The organism is Boudabousia liubingyangii (assembly GCF_001907245.1).
GTDB classification, from domain to species: domain Bacteria; phylum Actinomycetota; class Actinomycetes; order Actinomycetales; family Actinomycetaceae; genus Boudabousia; species Boudabousia liubingyangii.
Genome location: NZ_MQSU01000001.1, coordinates 465,192 through 484,011 on the forward strand (window position 1 = coordinate 465,192; position 18,820 = coordinate 484,011).

An 18,820-nucleotide genomic window follows, 5' to 3' on the forward strand; every position below is an offset into this window, starting at 1 on the left:
CACTAACTGATGCTAAGCACGCTTTATAGCACCAGCTGGGGCTCAGAGAATATCAACATTTCTCTTGAGCAAGCTTTCCGTGCCCTAGACCTGATTGGCGTCTTCCTAAACGGCATTATTGGTGGGCGAATCGCCCGCGCGAAACGCTTCGACGCGGTGGGCTTCATCGTGCTGGCCATCATGTCCGCCATGGGTGGCGGCATTATCCGTGACGTCATGTTGGACGCCGGCCCGCCCTTCGCGATCACTGACCCGTACTACCTGTACACGGCCATCGCCGGTGCGACCGTAGCCCTGATGTTCCGCTTTGACTCGAAGTGGTCTAACCGTTTCATCACCGTGGCCGACGGGATCGTCCTAGGTGTCTGGTCGGCAACCGGCGTTATTAAAGCCATGAACCTGGGGTTCCAGCCCATGCCGGCCCTACTTATGGGTATGCTCACCGCCATTGGTGGCGGCATGATTCGCGATATTGCCGCCGGTTCGGTTCCCATGGTCTTCGGTGGTAACTACCTCTACGCCACCCCCGCAGCGATCTCTTCCCTAACCACCCTGGGCTTCTGGTACATGGGTGAACAGCGCCTAGGTATGGCTGCCTCTACCGTGGTAGGTGCCAGCATCACCGTGCTGGCGCAGTGGCGTAAATGGACCCTTCCCCAGGCGAATGACTGGACCCTGACCGTGACGGCCACGCAGCTTAAACGCATGCTGAAACGTCAACGTGAAGTCACCATTGAGCAGGCCATTGAACAGGCCGTGACCGCGGCAACCGAAGCGGCCACCACTGCCGCGACCGAGGCTGCCTCGGAAGCCGCCGCGGAAGCCATTGCCGAGGCCGCAGAAAACGCCGCCCGCGAAGCCGCTACTGAAAGCCTGACCCACTCCACTGCCCAGGCCCTAGACGGAGCTAAACTTGAGCCCCCGCAGACACCGCCGAATAGCTGACCTGCTAAGCCTGCTGCTGACCTTAGCGCTCTCAGCCTACCTGCTGGTTCCCGGACTGGGACTGGACCTGCTGAAGCTAGAAAAACGCTTCGGGTGGAGTGTCCCAACGCCGTGGAGCGAACCAGCGAAACCGGTCGGTAATGACCTGGCCCAAGCCGTTGAGTCCCTGCGCGTGCGCGGTGGGAAGTACGAATCCACTCACCCCTACCATCGGGACGTTTTCGGACAGGCGTGGGCTGATGAGGACCATAACGGCTGCGATACTCGCAATGACATCCTGGCCCGGGACCTAAAGGAAGTTACCTATAAAAATCCGGCCCGTCCCTGCAAGGTCATGTCCGGAACTCTAGCTGAACCCTACACCGGCCAAATCATGCACTTTCAGCGGGGCCCGAAGACCTCTCCCCTAGTGCAGATCGACCATGTTGTGGCCCTAGGTGATGCTTGGCGTTCCGGGGCTGAAACCTGGGACCTGGCGAGGCGACAAAAGTTTGCTAACGACCCACTGAACCTACTGGCCACGGAAGGCCAAGCTAATGAGGATAAAGGCTCACTGTCCGCAGATCAGTGGCTACCCCCAGAAACCAACTACCACTGCGCTTATGTAGCCCGGCAGGTGGCCGTGAAGAGTAAGTGGAATCTTTCAGTAACCAAACCGGAACTCAATACCTTCCGCAAGGTCCTGCGGGGCTGCCCGGGGCAGCACCTACCCCAAGACCTGAATCAGGTTCACCCCTGAGGAAGCCAGACGCCAAGCCAGTACAACACCCTCGAAAGTGAGGGTTTTCGCCTAAATCGACCGGACAGAAGCGCCGGCCATGGTTCTCAGCTCGGGCTGTTTAGCGGCTCAGATCCAGTAGGTGCGACAGGATCCCCGGACCGTTCGTACCAATCCCGGAATGCTGGTATTCATTCGTAATGTAGGGGCGCAAGCCAATCATTTCAGCAGTCACCAGTGAGGGCTCTACCGGGACGAAAATGTCCTCATAGTAGATCGCGGCGGCACCTGGAATATCCACGTCCTTTAGCACCTCGGGTAGGTACAGGGGTGGCCAGTCGGTTTCTTCCGCTAGGGCGTTCGCCAATCCCTTTAGGGGACGCAGGGCGGGGTCTTCCTCGAACTGCCAGGGGTAAATGTGTTCGCCGGTCAGGTAGAAGGGTTCGCTGCGGTCGAGGGGGTTCGCGTCCTCGGCAAAACCGGGAACCTCTGCGCGCATGCGGTGAGCGGACCAGCTAGTGGGTTGGCCCTGAAGTTCCGGGGTGGCGCCCGCGTAAATCGTTTCATGCATGAGGCCGTATAGGGGGCTGCCCTCGTAGGAAAGTTGCGCACCCACCGCGGACAGGAACTCGCCGCGTAGGCGACGCTGTCCACCAATCGTGGTGAAGGGGTCTGCGAAGTGGTAGTGCAAGAAGGTGAAGCCGCGGTCGCGACCTAGGTTGACGCCCAGCATCCGCAGGCGGCGGGAAGTGAGGCGCTCGCCGGTGGGAAGGAACTCTTCGACCTCGTTTAGGTGGGCGCAGACCTCACGGATAGTGGCCTCGTCTTGGGGGAAGTCGCGGTAGTACTGCTGGGAGCGCATCGCGACCTTCGAGTAGGTCAGGCGGTACAGGTCGTCCGCATCGCGGTCCAGGGCGGGCGTGCCGCCGGTGTAGAGGACTCGGTTGAGGGCCTGCGGGTAGTGAGACAGGTAGGCGGTGATGCAGAAGCCGCCATAGGACTGGCCGAAGGCCGCCCAAGGTTTGCCGTTGTTGAGTTCGGCTCGGAAGGCTTCCGCGTCGGCTACGATCTGGTCGGCGCGTAGGAGTTTCGCGTACTGCAGCTGGGTCTGCTCATCCCCTAGGGCGGCTAGGGAGCGGGCGTCCATGCGGGTGGAGCGGCCCACGCCGCGCTGCTCTAGTAGTAGGACGCGATATTCCTTTAGTAGGCGTCCTAGCCAGCCGCCGGAAGGGTCTAGTGGCTGGGGGACGGCACCGCCGGGGCCGCCCTGGAAGAAGACCAGCATGGGTTTGTTTTCCCCGCCCTCGGGGACAATCTGACGACCGAAGACCTCTAGGGTGCCAAGGGGGCCATTAGGCTGGTTGTGGTTCCAGGGTAGGTCCATGGTGTGGTCATGGATGGTATATGAGTCAATCTTCCAAGTTTCTGTGCGCATGCATTTAGTCTATCTGAAGGCTGCGTCACAGGGCAGTGGGGCGCCAAAGCAGTGGGCGCCAGAGCAGTGGGCGTCAGGGCAGCAGGCTAATGGTGTCGAACTCAAGCCCGGTGGGGCGTGGGCAGGCCAGTGCTGCACGCACTTGAGCCCGGGCCTGCTCTACGGCGGCTAAGGGTTCTTGTCCCTTCGCTAGGCCCACGGTAATCAGGGAAGCTAAGGTGCAGCCGGTGCCGTTAACGGGCTGATCCCCGATCTTCGGGTCGCTGAGGACGTGCAGGTCGCCCCCCTCGTAATAGACGTCAGCGGCTTCCGGCCCGCTTAGCCGCATTCCGCCCTTGACCAGGACGCCCCGGCCGGTTTCTTCACCAAGTTGGCGGGCCAGTTCTTTAAGTTCGTTGAGGTCCGCTTGGCCGGTAACTTCGCGGCCGGCTAGAAGTTGGGCTTCAGAGAGGTTCGGGGTGATGATCCGTCCCAGTGGTAGCAGTTCGGTCTTCAGGTCACGAATGGTTTTTTCGTTCTCTTTGGGGGCAGAACCGGATTTAAAGAACAGGACTGGGTCGATGACGATATTTTTTGTCCCGCCGGTCTGCTCACTCTGGGCGCGCAGGAAGTCCGCGGTGGCGTGTAGGTTTTCGGCACTGCCTAGCAGCCCCGTCTGGATTGCATCTAACTGTCCGGCAGCGGCAAAAGAGGCCCACATTTGTGCGCTCAGGTGCTGGGCGGGAACTACGAGCTTTTGCACCTCTCCCTTTGGGGGTAGGGCAATACTGCAGGTGAGGATCGGGAAGGCGCGGACTTGGCGGGCGGTATGGGCGGCGAAGTCTACGCTTAGGCCGCCGGCGCCCGAAGCGGTCAGGCCGGCGATGATCATACTGGTGGGGCTCATAATCCCCGAATTCTACCCCCGTTTGGTGGGCCTACTACTGCTGACTTACCAGCGGCGGCGGAAATCCAGGAGCCTAAAATGCGCTAATACAACAGTGCAAAGCCTACGCTCTAAGAGTGTTTTAATAGCGTTTACCCCCGCGGGCAGTTAGTATTCGAATATGACTAATACAACTAAAGCAGTGATTCTTGCCCGTGGTTTGGGGACGCGCATGCGCGCCGCCGCCGATGATGCTCAGCTCAGCGAAGAGCAGGCGAAAGCCGCCGACGCTGGCGTAAAGGGAATGATCAACGTTGGTCGCCCCTTCCTAGACTACGTAATTTCCGCCCTGGCCGATGCTGGCGTCACCGACGTCTGCCTAGTAATCGGTCCGGAACACGACATGATGCGCGAATACTACGGTAGCCCCGACATTAAGCGCGTTAAGATGCACTTTGCCGTTCAGGAAGAGCCCCTGGGTACCGCCAACGCGGTCCTAGCCGCTGAAGAGTTCGCTGGCGAGGATGCTTTCATCGTCGTCAACTCTGATAACTACTACTCTGCCGGAAGCCTCACCAAGCTGGCCGCCGCTGAAGGTGCCGCCATGCTGGGTTACGAACGCGAAGCCCTAATCTCTGGCTCCAATATTCCCGAGGATCGCGTTGCCGCCTTCGCGATCATCGATCAGGACGGTAACCAACTGGTTGACATGCTGGAAAAGCCGGCCCCTGAGGTGCTAGCTTCCCGCCCGAATGCTCGTATCTCCATGAACGCTTTCCGTTTCACCAAGCCTGTCTTCGAGGCTTGCAAGAACATTGACAAGTCCATTCGCGGTGAGTACGAACTAGCTGACTCCCTACGTTACCTGCTATCTCACGGCACCCCGATTGAGGTTGTCCCGGTAGCCGAGGGCGTGCTGGACATGTCCCGCCGCACCGACATTGCCGCCGTTAAGGACGCCCTGTCCGGCATTGAGGTTTCCCTCTGATGTCTGAGGTTCCAGCCGAGTTGGTAAACGGGGCACTACCGCGTCCCGCCCAGTCCGTGACTTGGTTCGTGCCCGGCCGCATTGAGGTCCTAGGTAAACACACCGACTATGCGGGTGGCCGGTCACTACTGGCCGCCGCGAACCGCGGGATTACCTTCAAGGCCCGCCGCAATGGCGAACAGGTCGTGCGCGTCACCTCTGATGCGACCGAGGGCGTAGCCGAACTACCCCTAGAAACCCAGATTGACGGGTTTGGTGGGGGTCACTGGGCTGGCTATGCGGCCGCGGTCGTCACCCGACTGGTGAAGAACTTCGGTGACCAGGTAGTGGGTGCTGATATTGAAATGAGCACCGACCTGCCTTTGGCTTCGGGGATGTCTTCTTCCTCGGCCATGGTGGTGGGTTTGGCCCGCTGCCTAATGGACCTGTCCGGGATCGAATCTGAGGACCTGTTCCGCCGTAACGTGGGTAGCCCCGAAGAGATGGCCGCCTACTTGGCCTGCATTGAAAACGGCATGAGCTTCAAGGAACTTGAAGGTCACCGTGGCGTGGGCACTTTCGGTGGTTCAGAAGACCATACGGCCATGCTCTGCGGTGAAGCTGATGCCCTAGTGCAGTACAGTTTCTGCCCGGTCCGTCGTGAGGATGTGGTGCCCTTCCCGACCGATCATTCCTTCGTGATTGCGGTCAGTGGCGTACTGGCTGAAAAGACCGGTGCTGCCCTGGAACTTTACAACCGCACATCCCGGACCGTCAGTGACATCCTGTCCCTGTGGAATGAGCACACCGGCCGTCAGGACCTATTCCTAGCTGATGCCGTAGCGTCCAGTCCGGAAGCTGCTGATCAGTTACGTGAACTGGTTGAGGAAGGTTCTTACCAGCAGGCCCGCCTAGAGCAGTTCCTACTGGAGAGTTACGAGTTGGTTCCGCAGGCGGCTGCGGCCCTGGCTGAAGGGGATCTTGATTCCTTTGGCGAGGTCGTGGACATGTCCCAGAAGTGGACTGACGAGGCCCTGGGTAACCAGGTCCCTGAGACTCGTTCTTTGGCTGCTTCGGCCCGTAAGTTGGGGGCGGTTGCCGCTTCTGCTTTCGGCGCTGGTTTTGGCGGTTCGGTTTGGGCCTTGGTACCGACCGAACAGGTTGATTCCTTCACTGAGGCTTGGCGGGAAGCTTACCTTTCTGAGTTCCCCGAGGTCGCAGAGCGCGTCAGTTTCGTAACTACCCGCCCGGGTGGTCGCCTACGTCGCCTAGAACTAGACCTAGGCTAAGCGAAAGGGCAAAGTTTTAGCGCCCCATACTGATCGGGTTCACCGATCTTAAAAGCAAATACCCCCGTTTTCACACCTTTATTGGTGTCGGAAACGGGGGTGCTTTTTGTAGTTTTATGTGGTCTTAGCACCTTTAAACCAAGGCCAGCTAAGCCGGGTCAGAAGAACCCAGGCCGGAATAAACTAGGTCAGAAGCTGGCGCCCTCGGAAACAGTTTCCTTAGCTTTATTACCGAAACGGGAACGGTGACCCTGGAAGACAACCGCGATGGTGGCGGTTTCACCGTTACGGTGCTTAGCGACGTGGATGTCGGCCTCGCCCGGACGGTCTTCCTTGTTGTAGTAGTCGGGGCGGTGCAGCAGCATAATCACGTCCGCGTCCTGTTCCAGTGAGCCCGATTCACGCAGGTCAGCCATCATCGGTTTACGGTCGGTTCGCTGTTCGGGGCCACGGTTTAGCTGGGCGGCGGCAATCACCGGGATCTGTAGTTCCTTAGCTAGAAGCTTCAGTGAACGTGAGAACTCGGAGACTTCCTGCTGACGGGATTCCACGCGCTTACCCGAGGACATTAGCTGCAAGTAGTCCACGGCGATCAGCTGCAGGTTGTGCTGCTGCTTGAGGCGGCGGGCTTTGGCGCGGATTTCACCCATGGTCAGGTTGGGGGAATCGTCAATGAACAGGGGGGCCTCATTGAGGCGGTCCATGTTTTTGGCGATCTTCTTCCAGTCTTCTTCCTCTAGGTTGCCTTTGTTTAGGCGGGAGAGCAGCACGTTGGTTTCGGCGGCTAGCATGCGTCGGGCGATTTCTTCGCGGGACATTTCTAGGGAGAAGATCGCGGCGGGCATATTGTTGTGGATGGCGGCTGAGCGGCAGAAGTCCAGGGCCAGCGTGGATTTACCCATGGCGGGACGACCGGCGACGATGATCATCTGGCCGGGGTGGAGTCCGCCGGTTAGTTCGTCGAGGTCGCTAAAGCCGGTTGGGACAGAGCCTTCCACTTTGCCTTGGGCGGCGGCGACGATGGAGTCGACGGTGGCCGGCAGGATGTCTTTTAGGGGCGCGTAGTCGTTACTGGTGGCGTCCTCGCTGATGGACATGACTTCGCGCTGGGCCGCGTCTACTAGGGCGGAGGTTTCCCCGCCGTCGTCGGCGTAGCCCAGCTGGGCGATTCGGGTGCCGGCGTTGACTAGGCGACGCAGGATGGAGCGTTCGCGGACGATTTCGGCGTAGTACACGGCCGAGGCTGCCGTGGGTACCACGTTGATGAGGGTGTGGATATATTCGGGTCCGCCCACCTGGTTTAGTTTGCCTTCACGTTTGAGGACATCCGCGATGGTGATGGCGTCGGCGGGGTGGCCAGAGGCGAAGGTTTGCACAATGGCAGTGAAGGTGAGGGCGTTGCGAAGTTCGTAGAAGTCGTCCGGTTTGAGGATGCGTTCGACCTCGGCAATGGCGTCTTTGGAGAGCAGCATGGACCCTAGGACCGACTGTTCGGCCTCTAGGTCTTGTGGTGGAACGCGATCAAACTGCGTATTTTCAGCCATTTATCCTGCTTCCTTCAGTGTCTGTTTGCCCCTTATTATGCCCCGCGCAGGCAGGCGCGATACGTCACTTTACCGCAATTTTTCTATTCAGTTGGGGGCAGAATTGTGGATATTTTCCACAGACTTGTGGACAGGGTGTGTATGACACGCCTAGGGCCTGTGGATGGTCTGTGAATGCATTTTTCGTGCTAGCGGTGGTCCAGTTAACATAATCGGCTCAGATTGGCGAAATGCCTTAATTCTTCTTCCACAGTTTTTCCCCAATCTGTGGAAAAGTATTGGTGGTCTATTTTCGTGGAAAACTTTGGTGGCAAATCCGTCAATATGAGAAATCAAACTGACATTGCACTCGTGCTTGATAACCTTGGGGGAAGAAAAAGAACTAAGTTTTAGATTTTTGAATTATTTTGAGGTTTAAATGAGCGAGCGCCCCACTGCGGATCAAAGTCAGTCAGAGCAGACCGCGCCAGAAGCAACAGCGGCCGACCCCACGGACCCGCAGGTCTCTCCCGCCCGCTCCAAAAAAGACGTCGACCGGCAGATCCTGACCCTAGCGGCCCCGGCCTTCGCGGCCCTAATTGCCGAACCCCTCATGGTCATGGTGGATTCCGCCATGGTCGGTCACCTAGGTACTGACCAGCTGGCCGGCCTAGCCCTAGGTTCCACCCTGCTAAACACCATCGTTTACCTGTTCGTCTTCCTGACCTACACCACCACCGCCAGCGCCTCCCGAGCCCTAGGGGCAGGTGATACTAAAGGCGCGATCCGAGGTGGCATTGACGGACTCTGGTTCGCCGGCCTACTGGGTATTATCTTGGCTCCCCTGACTTGGCTCATGGCCCCCACCCTAGTTTCTTGGTTTGGGGCTAGCGGGATGGTCGCCCAGTCCGCGGTGGACTACCTGCGGGCTTGCGCCCCGGGGCTGCTGGCCATGTTCCTAGTTCTAGCGGCCACCGGCGCCCTACGTGGACTACTGGACACTAAGACCCCCATGTGGGTTTCCGTCTTCGGGGCCCTATTCAACGTGGTTGCCAATGCGACCCTAATCTGGGGCCTGCACTTTGGAATCAAGGGTTCCGGCTGGGGTACCTCCTTGGCGCAGAGCCTCATGGCTCTGACCCTGATTGTGATCGTCCTGCGCGGTGCTAAACGCTTTGGCGTTTCGGTCCGCCCGTCTCTAGCGGGGGTTCGCTCCGTGGGTCTGGCCGGCGCTCCCCTACTGGTCCGAACCGTGAACCTACGGATTGCCTTCCTACTGCTAATCTGGGCGGCCACCGCCCTAGGCGCACAGGTCCTAGCCGCCCACCAAATCACGCAAACCCTATGGGGTCTGGGGGCCTACGCCCTAGACGCCCTAGCCATTGCCTCCCAGGCCCTAATCGGTCACGGCATGGGCACCGGGGAAGCTAAACGCGTGGCTCTAGTGCTACGCCGCTGCCTGTACTGGGGTGTTGGGATCGGTTTCGTCCTGGCTGCTATCTTTGGCCTGGGCGCCTGGTGGTTCCCCCTAGCTTTCGGGGCCACCCCCACCGTCCGGGTCCTAGCTTTCGGGGCGCTGTTAGTGGCGGCCCTAGCCCAGCCGGTGGCCAGCATTGCCTTCATCCTCGACGGGGTCCTAATCGGGGCCGGTAAGGCCGCCTACCTCGCTTGGGCATCACTAGTGAACCTACTGGTCTTTGCACCCCTAGCCGGAATCGTTGGCTACTGGGGACCGGGCTGGTCTGAACTGTGGGGTACAGTCGCCCTGTGGATCGCCTTTGCCTTTGGCTTCCTAGGGGCCCGCACAGTTACCAACCTCTACGGGGCCAAGCCGCTACTGCAGGCCTAATTCCCAAACGCGCATCCCGGTAGCGCAGCACGCAGAACACCTATCACCCTGATAGGCAAAGGAAAATCTGAGCGCGCCCGCAAAACCGGCAGCGGAAATCAGATCCGGACCGTAGTCAGGTACTCACAAGAGTGCGAGGACGGCACGTGGAACTTACGGGTCGGGGACTCGGCCGTACGGCACAGCTCCCCATAGAAGCCCGCCGCGGCGCTACGCCACCAAGTCCCATCCTTCGGGGCAAAACGGAAGTGCGTGAGGTGCCAAGCGGTCTTCTCATCAACTAGGTTCGCGCCCTCGGGACCAAGAAGCTGCCACAGGTTACAAGAATCCATGAAGCCAATCCGGACAGTCACCATAGTCGCGCCCGGGAACTCTTCAAGGCCGTTAATACGCATGGGCTCGTAGCTGACGCGCTCGGCATGCGGAATATGCGGATTACGGGTGCGAACCACGTGCACAAACAGCATCTTTTCGCGGACCGAGTCGTTCAGTTCCACGCTGGCGCGCAGAGCATAAGGCATGACGCCACGGTAACGCTGCAGGTAAACGGCCGTGCCGGGCATGCGCGGGACCCCATCGAGTAGTTCGGGAAGGTCCATGAATAGGTAGCCTTCCTTTTCGATCAGGGCGACCTTCGCGCGGGCCGACCAGACTCGCCAGAACATCATTAGGCTCAAGAGGACGGCAGCGACCAACAGCGGCAACCAACCGCCAGAGGCAATCTTCGTAATATTCGCACTAAAGAACGCGACTTCGAGGGAGCCAATGGTGATCAGGAACAGGACAATCTTCCAAGTAGCCACATGCTCTGCCTGATGTAGGTAGATCGAGTACAGGGTGGAGGTAATCAGGAAGGTCATAGTGACCGCAATACCGTAGGCCGTGGCCAGACGGGTGGAATCCTGAAAGCCAATCACGACCAGCAGCACCAAACCCAAAAGCAGGTAGTTAACAAAGGGGATGTAAATCTGGCCGTGGTCAGTACGGGAAGTGTAAACGGTCCGGAAGTTCTGCAAGAAGCCCAGGCGGGAAGCCTGCTTCGCAGTCGAGTAGGAACCGGAAATCACGGCCTGGCTGGCAATAATGGTGGCCAGAGCGGCCAGAATGATCAGGGGGATCCGGGCCCAGCTGGGGACCATCAGGAAGAAGGGGTTAGAGATTGCCTTCGGGTCAGTGAGCAGTAGTCCGCCCTGCCCCAGGTAGTTCAGGACCAGCGCCGGGTAAGCCACTAGGAACCAGGCGCGGCGAATAGCCGGAGCCCCGAAGTGGCCCATATCGGCATACAGGGCTTCCACGCCGGTTACGGTTAGCACGACCGCCCCTAGGGCTAGGAAGAATAGACGAGGTTGCGTCAGGGCGAACTGGACCGCGTGGTGCGGGCTCAGGGCCTGGATGATTTCCGGGTGCTGGCTAATGTGAGGAATACCGGCCACAGCTAGACAGGTAAACCAGAGCAGCATGATCGGGCCGAAGGCTGAACCGACCTTGCTGGTCCCAAAACGCTGCACTAGGAACAGGGCCGTGAGGATCGCGATTGCGATTGGCACCACCACGGTTTCTAGGCTGGGGGCAATCACCTCTAGGCCCTCAATCGCGGAAAGCACACTAATCGCGGGGGTAATAACTGAGTCACCGAAGAAGACGGTGGCCCCCACAACGCCCGCAATAATCGCGGCCCGGCGGCCCTTAGGGCTTTTTAGTTTGCGCGCTACCAAGGAGGCTAGGACGAGGACGCCGCCTTCGCCCTCGTCGTCTGCGTGCATGACCAGCACGCAATACTTAAGAGCCACGATTAGGGTCAGTGACCAAAAGATCATGGAGATGATGCCCATGATATTGGTCGGGGTGGGGTGGATCGCGCCTTCTGCTAACGCAAAGGCGGTCTGAACTGAATAGAGCGGTGAGGTACCAATATCTCCAAAAACCACGCCCAGAGCGGCCACGGTAAGTAGCAGTTTCCGGGCTTTTGCCGGATCCTGGCGGACTTTAGCTACTTGGTTTTCTGGTTTTTCAGAGGTCTCAAAATCAGCTTTGTTTTCCACAAGGTACTAATCTACACCTTGCTTTTTCGCGTTGCTGGGTAGGGCATCCTCATTGAGGTACTCTTCCAGTTCCTTAGGAGTCTGGGGTTGATTCTTGAACCTTAGACTCCAGGCCCAGAAGATTAGCCCTCCCCAGATGACGCTCATGGAGATGACCATCATGATGATCGCAGGGGTGCTCATTTGCGGCCTCCTTTGGCAGCTTTCTGGTTATCGTGCGCTTTAGGTAGGGGCATGGTCTTGAAATCGTCGACGTCAGTGCGCCAACTGGTCAGGGTCATGACGTAGCCAATCAAGGCCGCCAAGATGATCGAACCCCAACCGAAGCCGGTGGTATACCAGCCTGGATATTCGCCATAACCATTCTTGATCAGGTCAATGACAGTCTGGGCGAACATGCCAGCCAGGGCGGCAGGCACCACGAAGCCGACCATCAAGTCCCACCACTTGCCAATCTTGATGGTGGACAGGACGTTCAGGTGACGACGTAGGTGACCCAAACGCGGGTGCAGGACGGTTACGAGGACGGCGGTGCTGATCGCGCAGAGGACCACGCCGACCTCGTTAATGTACTTGTCGACCACGTCTAGCGTGTTCAGGCCGGAGTTGGTGGCAAACAGCATGGTGGAGATAACCGCAGACGGGATACCCACCACTAGGGCAGAGAAGCGGCCGCTCCAGCCGAACTTGTCTTGGAAGCCGGCGGAAACCACCTGCAGTAGTGACATGAGGGAGGTCAAGCCGGCCAACACTAGGGAGGTGAAGAACAGAAAGCCGAACAGGTGACCGCCGGGCATCATGCTGATGATGGTGGGGAAGGAAATGAAGGACAGGGACACGCCGGTGATGCCCTGTAGTTCCGCGACAGGCACGCCCTGCGTGTGGGCCATGAAGCCCAGGGCGGCGAATACGCCAATGCCGGCCAGTAGTTCGAAGCTGGAGTTCGCGAAGGCAGCCACGAAACCGGAGCCACCTAGGTCAGCTTTCTTAGGTAGGTAGGAGGCGTAGGTGACCATAATGCCGAAGGCAATGGACAGTGAGTAGAAGATTTGGCTGAATGCGGCAATCCAGACCTTACCGTCGGTTAGTGAGCCCCATTCGGGGGTAAAGAAGGCGTTGAGGCCCTCGGCCGCACCGGGTAGCGTGACGGCGCGGATCACGACCGCCCCGAACAGGACCGTGAGCAGCGGGATGAAGATCTTATTGGCGCGCTCTAGACCCTTTTGGACACCCAGAGCCAGAATCGCAATTACGACTACCCAGAGTAGGGCAAGGGGCAGGAAGACGCCCCAAACGACCTTAAAGGAAAGTTCGTTTGCGGAGGCGGGGTTGCCGCCGCCCAGGAAGTCCTTGACGAAGAAGTCGGCGGTATTGTCGCCCCATGCAAAGTTCAGTGAGAACAGGGCGTAGCGGGCGGCCCAGGCCACGATGACCGCGTAGTAGGTGAGGATGACGAAGCTGACGCCCACTTTGAACCAGCCAAGGATTTCAGCGCGGCGGCTGATGCGGCGGAAGACGGTGGGGGCGGCACCACGGTAGCGGTGGCCAAGGGCGTAGTCCAGGAGCAGGAAGGAAACGCCGGCGGCTAGTAGAGCCACGATGTAGGGGATCAGGAAGGCGCCGCCGCCGTTTTGGTAGGCGACACCGGGGAAACGCCAGATATTACCTAGGCCAATGGCGGAGCCGATCGCGGCTAGTAGGAAGCCCGCCTGGGAGGACCAGGTTTCACGTTGGGCACCTGGTTGGGGGCTGGTTTTCGGACTGCTGGGTGGTGCGCTCGAGTCAGTCATTTTTACTCCCTGATTAACTTTTAGGGTCAAAAACCTTAAAGTTTCTTACTAAATCAGGGTTAATATTACCTAAACTTTACTTAAGCTGACCACCTAGAGGCCAAAATGTGACCTAGGAAACTTTCTGCTTTTTGTCGCGGCGGCGCCGAAGAAACGCAAAAAATGGCGAAAATACGACAATAAAAGCGTAGATTATCGCCAATCCGGCCACCACACTCAGGGCCTTCATCCATAGTGGGCCAGATAAAATATTCTTAAAGAAACCGATGAGTCCGCCCGGCTCGGCAGCCTGCTGCGCTAAAGCCTGCACCTGATCCGCCCCAGCTGGCACCCGCTCTGCCGTCACCAACAGGCGATGTGTATTGACCCCAAAAGGCGTACAGGTAATCAAGGTAATTAGGTCTTTCCCTGCCTGCGGCCCTAGGGCCTCAGTTTCATGCGGCAGCACCACTTGGGTCCCCGTCACCGCGTAAACCAGGGACTTACCCGCCACCTGCAGGTGAATCTTATCCCCCACCTGCAACTGCGGTAGATCATCAAAGAGGGTGGCCGTACCCAAAGCGGAATGACCGGTCAGGACCGAGTGCGTGCCCTTCCCGCCCACCGGTAAGGAAGTACCAAAGAGGTGCCCCACCCCGCGCTCTAGCGTCTGGGTGGAAGTGCCATGAAAAATGGGCAGGTCAACCTTGATTTTAGGGATTTCTAGACGCCCCATCACCGAACTCAGGTTCAGCTGCTGCAAGTACTGACGGTAGGGCCCCGAATCCGGGGTCACCCTTGAAAGCCACGGGTCTAGAATCGGGGCCGAATCTAGCCCCGCATTGTACTGTTGCGCTTCCTGCCAGCTCTTTTCTAGCCGGTCCGGGGCTAACTGAGCCACCTCAAGCCCATAACTCTGGGCCACTTCCCGCTGACGAGCATCGTTCAAAACCGTGGAAACCACCGGGTAAAGCATGACCAGCGCCCCCAGAAAAACCAAGAGGGCCGGTAAGAAACGCCGTAGCGGCCCGGCAGGGGTTAGTGAGGTTTCCTGCCGGACCGTACGTTGAGGAGATCCTTGAATCATCAAGAAAGGGGATCCAATCCCTAGTTGTGGGCGTTATCGCGACGTCGACGCCACGCGACCAAGGCTCCACCAGCCATTAGCAAACCACCGGCGGTGGCAGCAATGGTGATGCCATTGCCACCGGTGACGGGAAGCTCGAACCCGCCCCGCTTGGGGATGTCCTTAATGGTGACCGGTAGAGTCGCGTTCTGGGTACCCGCCATGGTCTGCTCAGTGACCAGGAACGGGATGGGCTGCGGTAGGAGTTCATACCCTTCCGGAGCCTGAGTTTCCACTAGGCAGTAAGCGTTGAACTGGCCGTAAGACTTCGGATCGGTCAGGTCTACCTGGCCGTTCTTCGCAGCGCTATCATTCTTCCAGTCGTTGTACTTCAGGCCATCAATAGTTACCTGGCCGTTCTTTCCGGTCGCGAATTCAGTGGCGCGTGGCGTATCCTCAGGTGCCATCCCGACCGGGATTGCGGTCTTGCTAAGTTCTTCGACTTCCTCGTGAACACCAAAAGCAGAGGCGGTGTTGACGTTTAGGCGAGCTACGGCCTGCGCCGAAATGCGGCAGGCGTGAACCTCAAACTTGGCGTTTTCGAGGCGGGCGGCCTCATCCACGGTGGAACCCTTCGTGAGGGCAATGCGGCCAAACTTGGAGATTACGGTATTGGTGGGCACGCCGGGCTTCCAGGGGTCACCGGGAGGCGGGTTGGGGCCTTCGGGATCCTTCGGATCGGGGTCCTTCGGGGTACTGGGACCGGAATCCTTATTCCACGGAACGCTGGGTTCGTTGGGGATTAGTCGGGCTTCGTTTTCGATCTTGCCGTCTTCACCTAGGGAGGTCACTTGGGCGCTGATGACGACGCGGACCTTGGTGTTCTGGTCGCCGGCTTTGCGGGCGGCAGCTAGCTTGGCGCGGCCGCTTTCGGTGAACTCGATGGTCACGTAGGTTTTGCCGTCGGTCTCACGCTTGAAGGAGCCGATGGTGTAGTCACCGTCAGCTAGGGCCTGGTTGCTGCCTTCTAGGGTGACCTTGGTTTGGTCGGCCAGGTAGTTTAGGCGCTTATCTAGCGGGTCGATGATCTGGTAGTTGCGTAGTTTCTCCACTCGCGGGATGGCTGCGTCAACGGTGTACTTGAGGGTGTCACCAACGGCGGTGGTGCCTTCATCGGTGACGGCCTTAGTGGCCTCGGTGAGGGCGTTCTTGGGGTAGACGTGGGCCTGGTAGACCCAGCGGTCGCGGGTTTGGGTATTGGTTAGCGGTAGGGTCACGAAGAAGGGGGCCGAGGGGGTGACGCCACCCTTTTTCGCGCTGCTCGAACGGTCTAGGTCTTCTTCTACGTAGTACAGGCCTAGGGGCAGGTCGGTGAAGTTGACGGTACCGTCCTCGCCGGTTTCCTGTGCGCCCTTCCATTCGAGGTCGAGGTTCTTGGCTACGGCCTCGGCACCTTCAGTTTTGACGCGCTGCTGGATTTGGGCGGTGGCTTCCCAGCCGGCTAGGGTTTTGAGGTCCACGTTGGGGACGCGCTTTAGTTTGAAACGGATTCCGGGTAGGGGCTGGAGCTGTTTTCCGGCTAGGGCGTCGGCATTTAGTTCCATCCCGTCTGCGGGCAGGTTAGTGTCCTGCTCGGGCTGCTGGTACTTGTGGACGGTCAGGGCGGCCTTGCCGTCTTGTTGGGCGTCGACGGTGCTGACCGCGGGACCCGAGGGGGTGCTGACTGCGGGGGCATAGTCTTCTGCGTGGGCGGGGGCAACGGCTGCCCCTAGGGTTAGGGCCGCTAAGGCTAGGCTGGTGCCCAGTACTTGGGGGCGGCGGTTGTGTGTTGTCATGCGACGCATGAATCCTCCTGGGGTTTATTTCCTGTTTTCCCGGTTTTCCGGGGTTGATTTCGGCAAATCGCCTAGGTTATTGGTGGTTTTTCGGTTGGGTTTTCTTTTGGTTTTTCTGCACTATCAGGGCACTTAGGGCTAGGCCTAGGGCGGCCATGGCGTAGGGCCAGTTGCCCAGGGCGCCAGCCTTGGGTAGCTCCCCGATTTCAGAGTCAGTGACCTGAATCTGGAAGGGATTCTTGGGGTTGACTTTGACGCTTTGGAAGCTGTCGATTTGAAGCGTGTTGCCGGCCGCAGGGGCGGGCTTGGGGGCATCGATTTTGATCCCACTCTGGGTGACTTCGAATCGGACTGCTTGGGCTAGTAGTCGGTGACCGAAGGGCGCTTGGGTTTCTTTGAGCCAGTAGTGCTGTTCGCTTGGTAGTGGTTCAGAGATGAAGGTGGCGCCATTGGCTTGGACCTGCAGTTGGGCTTTGAGGGGTTCGCCGATTTTGCCGTTTTGGTCGGCATGGATGGTGAACTGGGCACCTTTTAGGGGTCCTTGACTGCCTAGTTTTTGGATTTGGATGGGGAACGAGGGCGGGATGGGCTTTTCGTAACGGATTCGGTTATTTACCGTGACTGTTACGGTTTTGCCGGCGGCTACCTGGACCTGCTGGGGAGTGATTTGAGGGGCTTCCCAGTGGTAGTTTTCGTCTTTTAGCCATTCCGCCCGGGGTTCGCTTTCATTGAAGCTGCAGTTGGCCCCGGCTGGTAGGTGCTCGATAAGGGCCGGTTTTTGGGTGGTGATTTTGACGCTACCACTGAGGGGCACTGCCGGTTGGGGCATGACTAGCCCGGGGGTGGCGGTGGTTTCACACCGGTAGTTGACGGTGAATTCCTGGTTGGGATTCTTTAGGCCCTGGTTTTCATCGTTGAGGGTTTTTTGGATCTTTAGGGTCCCTTCTGCCAGTTTCGGTGGCGCCGCTAGGTGGTTGTGGAAGGTACAGGTGAGCTCCTGTTCGGCCCCGGTTTTGGCTGCTCCTAGGGCGTTTAGGTCTAGTCGTCGGGCGGCTAGGTCTTTGGCCTCCTGCGGGATGGGCACGTTCTTTCCGTCCCGGTCGGTGCAGGTGATGTCGGTTAGTTGCCAGCTTCCGAATCGACTTGTGGGTAGCTTGTCTTCGGTCGCGTAGCTTTCGCCCATGCCGACGGTGTAGGTGAAACGGTCGTTATCGGGTGAGGTGACCGTGCCGGCCGGACCGTAGCTTTGGGGGCGCAGGCGCCAGGTTTTATAACTATCGAAGACGGTGTTTTCTGCTTCCGCGCTGAGGTTAAAATTGGGGATTTCCGTTTGGTCGCTGATTCCGGGGCCGTGGGTGACGGTTTTAGCTAGGCGGATACTGCGCTGCTGGTTGAAGGAGGCGTAAATGCAGGCATTGGTATCTTTCCGTTCACTGGTAATAAATTTAGTCCGAGGACGCGTCAAGCCCGGGTCTGTAGGGCAAGTTCCGTCTGCTAGGGCGGGGACGAAACCCCAGATGTTCAGGAAGTAGCGGACTCCGTTTTGGTCAACAAAGATTCGTTCAGAGTGGTTCTTCTTGATCTTCAGGATGTCGTCGGAGCAGCGATTTTGATCAGGGTCAACATTTACGTCGCAAGTGTTAAAGGTTTCCCACTGATCCCAGGGGAAAGTGTCGGTTTTCCCACCAATGCTGATTTGAAAGTCGCCGTGGAACCAGAGTAGGTAGTCTCCAGTGGGCCCGTAAGTAGCCCAGAGGTCATTGTTACGGTGGCGGATCTTCCCTAGCAAAAAGGTCTCGCCTAGCGAGACGCTGCCCGGGTTATTTGGTTGCACGCCTACTGCGGACTGATTTTCGACGTGCATTTGTGGCGGACAGTGAGCGTAGGCTGAAGATCCAGCACCGTAGATTCCGTAGACAGGTTTACCGTGACTGACATAGGACCAGCTATTGGTTTTTTGTCCGGTTTTTACTTTTACCCAGCTTTCGTCAGCTGGGGTCCAGGTTTCTCTTGAACCATCAAAGTTGGAGCTAATGGTCGTGTCATCGGTGCCTAATCCGCCAAAGATGCAGTCATAATTGGTATATCGTGGGCTGTTTTCTTTTTGGCTAATAGTGGGGTTAGACATGGCCATGCCTACCTCTCCAATTTGGATCCTGGGTAGTTCACCTTCTGCCCGCGCGGGGGTACCACCGGGCAGGGCGATAGCCATACCGAAGGCGGCAATCAGAGCCGTGGCCCAGAGGCTAAAAGTTCGTCGTTTCGGGGTGATTTTCACCGGTGTCTCCTGGTTTATGGGGTTTTGAGCGCCAGTGATCGCACTGGATGATTGTCATAACCTAGCGGTGACGTTCGAATGTCAATCCAGATGAGACGGTGAAAATTTCGGGTTTTGTGAGTTATTGTTCAGAAAAACAAACAACAGATGTAAAATAAAGCACAATTATTGAGATGGAGCCGTGCCGAAACCGCATTTTCATTAAATATTTTGTAAGAAAATACAAGGTTTTGCGCTTG

At 58.3% G+C, this 18,820-nt stretch carries 14 protein-coding genes; 5 read left to right on the forward strand and 9 right to left on the reverse strand.

Annotated features, from left to right (window positions below):
• Positions 1-9 precede the first annotated feature (9 nt).
• On the forward strand, positions 10-945 hold the full coding sequence (locus BSR28_RS02050; RefSeq protein WP_073708355.1) for a trimeric intracellular cation channel family protein: 936 nt from the start codon (positions 10-12) through the stop codon (positions 943-945).
• Entirely contained in the window at positions 914-1,684 is a 771-nt protein-coding gene (locus BSR28_RS02055) for an HNH endonuclease family protein (protein ID WP_073713203.1), read from the forward strand. The genes BSR28_RS02050 and BSR28_RS02055 overlap by 32 nt, the downstream gene beginning before the upstream one ends.
• 100 nt (positions 1,685-1,784) lie before the next feature.
• Here BSR28_RS02055 and BSR28_RS02060 read toward each other — a convergent pair whose 3' ends face one another.
• Complete coding sequence (locus tag BSR28_RS02060; protein WP_073713204.1) at positions 1,785-3,098, reverse strand: alpha/beta fold hydrolase; 1,314 nt, start codon at positions 3,096-3,098, stop codon at positions 1,785-1,787.
• 73 nt (positions 3,099-3,171) lie between these two features.
• Positions 3,172-3,984 carry a hydroxymethylpyrimidine/phosphomethylpyrimidine kinase gene (locus BSR28_RS02065; protein ID WP_073713205.1) on the reverse strand — a complete coding sequence of 271 codons (813 nt, stop codon included), beginning with the start codon at positions 3,982-3,984 and terminating at the stop codon, positions 3,172-3,174.
• 160 nt (positions 3,985-4,144) lie between these two features.
• On the opposite strand from BSR28_RS02065, the gene BSR28_RS02070 reads away from it, so the two are divergent.
• Positions 4,145-4,951 carry a nucleotidyltransferase family protein gene (locus BSR28_RS02070; RefSeq protein ID WP_073713206.1) on the forward strand — a complete coding sequence of 269 codons (807 nt, stop codon included), beginning with the start codon at positions 4,145-4,147 and terminating at the stop codon, positions 4,949-4,951.
• On the forward strand, positions 4,951-6,219 hold the full coding sequence (locus BSR28_RS02075) for a galactokinase family protein (protein ID WP_083562889.1): 1,269 nt from the start codon (positions 4,951-4,953) through the stop codon (positions 6,217-6,219). Before BSR28_RS02070 ends, BSR28_RS02075 begins: the two co-directional genes overlap by 1 nt.
• A 188-nt stretch (positions 6,220-6,407) precedes the next feature.
• Here BSR28_RS02075 and dnaB read toward each other — a convergent pair whose 3' ends face one another.
• Positions 6,408-7,763, reverse strand: coding sequence for a replicative DNA helicase (gene dnaB, locus BSR28_RS02080; RefSeq protein WP_073708350.1), 1,356 nt, complete (start codon positions 7,761-7,763; stop codon positions 6,408-6,410).
• Between the two features lie 418 nt (positions 7,764-8,181).
• On the opposite strand from dnaB, the gene BSR28_RS02085 reads away from it, so the two are divergent.
• Positions 8,182-9,591, forward strand: a complete 1,410-nt coding sequence (locus tag BSR28_RS02085; RefSeq protein WP_083562891.1) for an MATE family efflux transporter — start codon at positions 8,182-8,184, stop codon at positions 9,589-9,591.
• 98 nt (positions 9,592-9,689) lie between these two features.
• On the opposite strand, the gene BSR28_RS02090 is transcribed toward BSR28_RS02085, so the two are convergent.
• The 6 genes from BSR28_RS02090 to BSR28_RS02115 form a co-directional block, all read right to left on the reverse strand.
• The gene (locus BSR28_RS02090) at positions 9,690-11,633 is read right to left on the reverse strand and encodes a KUP/HAK/KT family potassium transporter (protein WP_073713207.1); all 1,944 of its coding nucleotides are present in this window, start codon (positions 11,631-11,633) and stop codon (positions 9,690-9,692) included.
• Positions 11,634-11,639: 6 nt separating this feature from the next.
• Entirely contained in the window at positions 11,640-11,816 is a 177-nt protein-coding gene (locus tag BSR28_RS08805; RefSeq protein WP_083562892.1) for a methionine/alanine import family NSS transporter small subunit, read from the reverse strand.
• Positions 11,813-13,423 (reverse strand): sodium-dependent transporter, encoded by a 1,611-nt coding sequence (locus BSR28_RS02100; RefSeq protein WP_073713208.1) that lies wholly within the window; start codon positions 13,421-13,423, stop codon positions 11,813-11,815. The genes BSR28_RS08805 and BSR28_RS02100 overlap by 4 nt, the downstream gene beginning before the upstream one ends.
• A 112-nt stretch (positions 13,424-13,535) precedes the next feature.
• The gene (locus BSR28_RS02105) at positions 13,536-14,489 is read right to left on the reverse strand and encodes a class C sortase (protein ID WP_073713209.1); all 954 of its coding nucleotides are present in this window, start codon (positions 14,487-14,489) and stop codon (positions 13,536-13,538) included.
• Positions 14,490-14,509: 20 nt separating this feature from the next.
• On the reverse strand, positions 14,510-16,312 hold the full coding sequence (locus BSR28_RS02110) for a SpaH/EbpB family LPXTG-anchored major pilin (RefSeq protein ID WP_073713210.1): 1,803 nt from the start codon (positions 16,310-16,312) through the stop codon (positions 14,510-14,512).
• Between the two features lie 67 nt (positions 16,313-16,379).
• Entirely contained in the window at positions 16,380-18,581 is a 2,202-nt protein-coding gene (locus BSR28_RS02115) for a DUF5979 domain-containing protein (protein WP_073713211.1), read from the reverse strand.
• Positions 18,582-18,820: the final 239 nt, after the last annotated feature.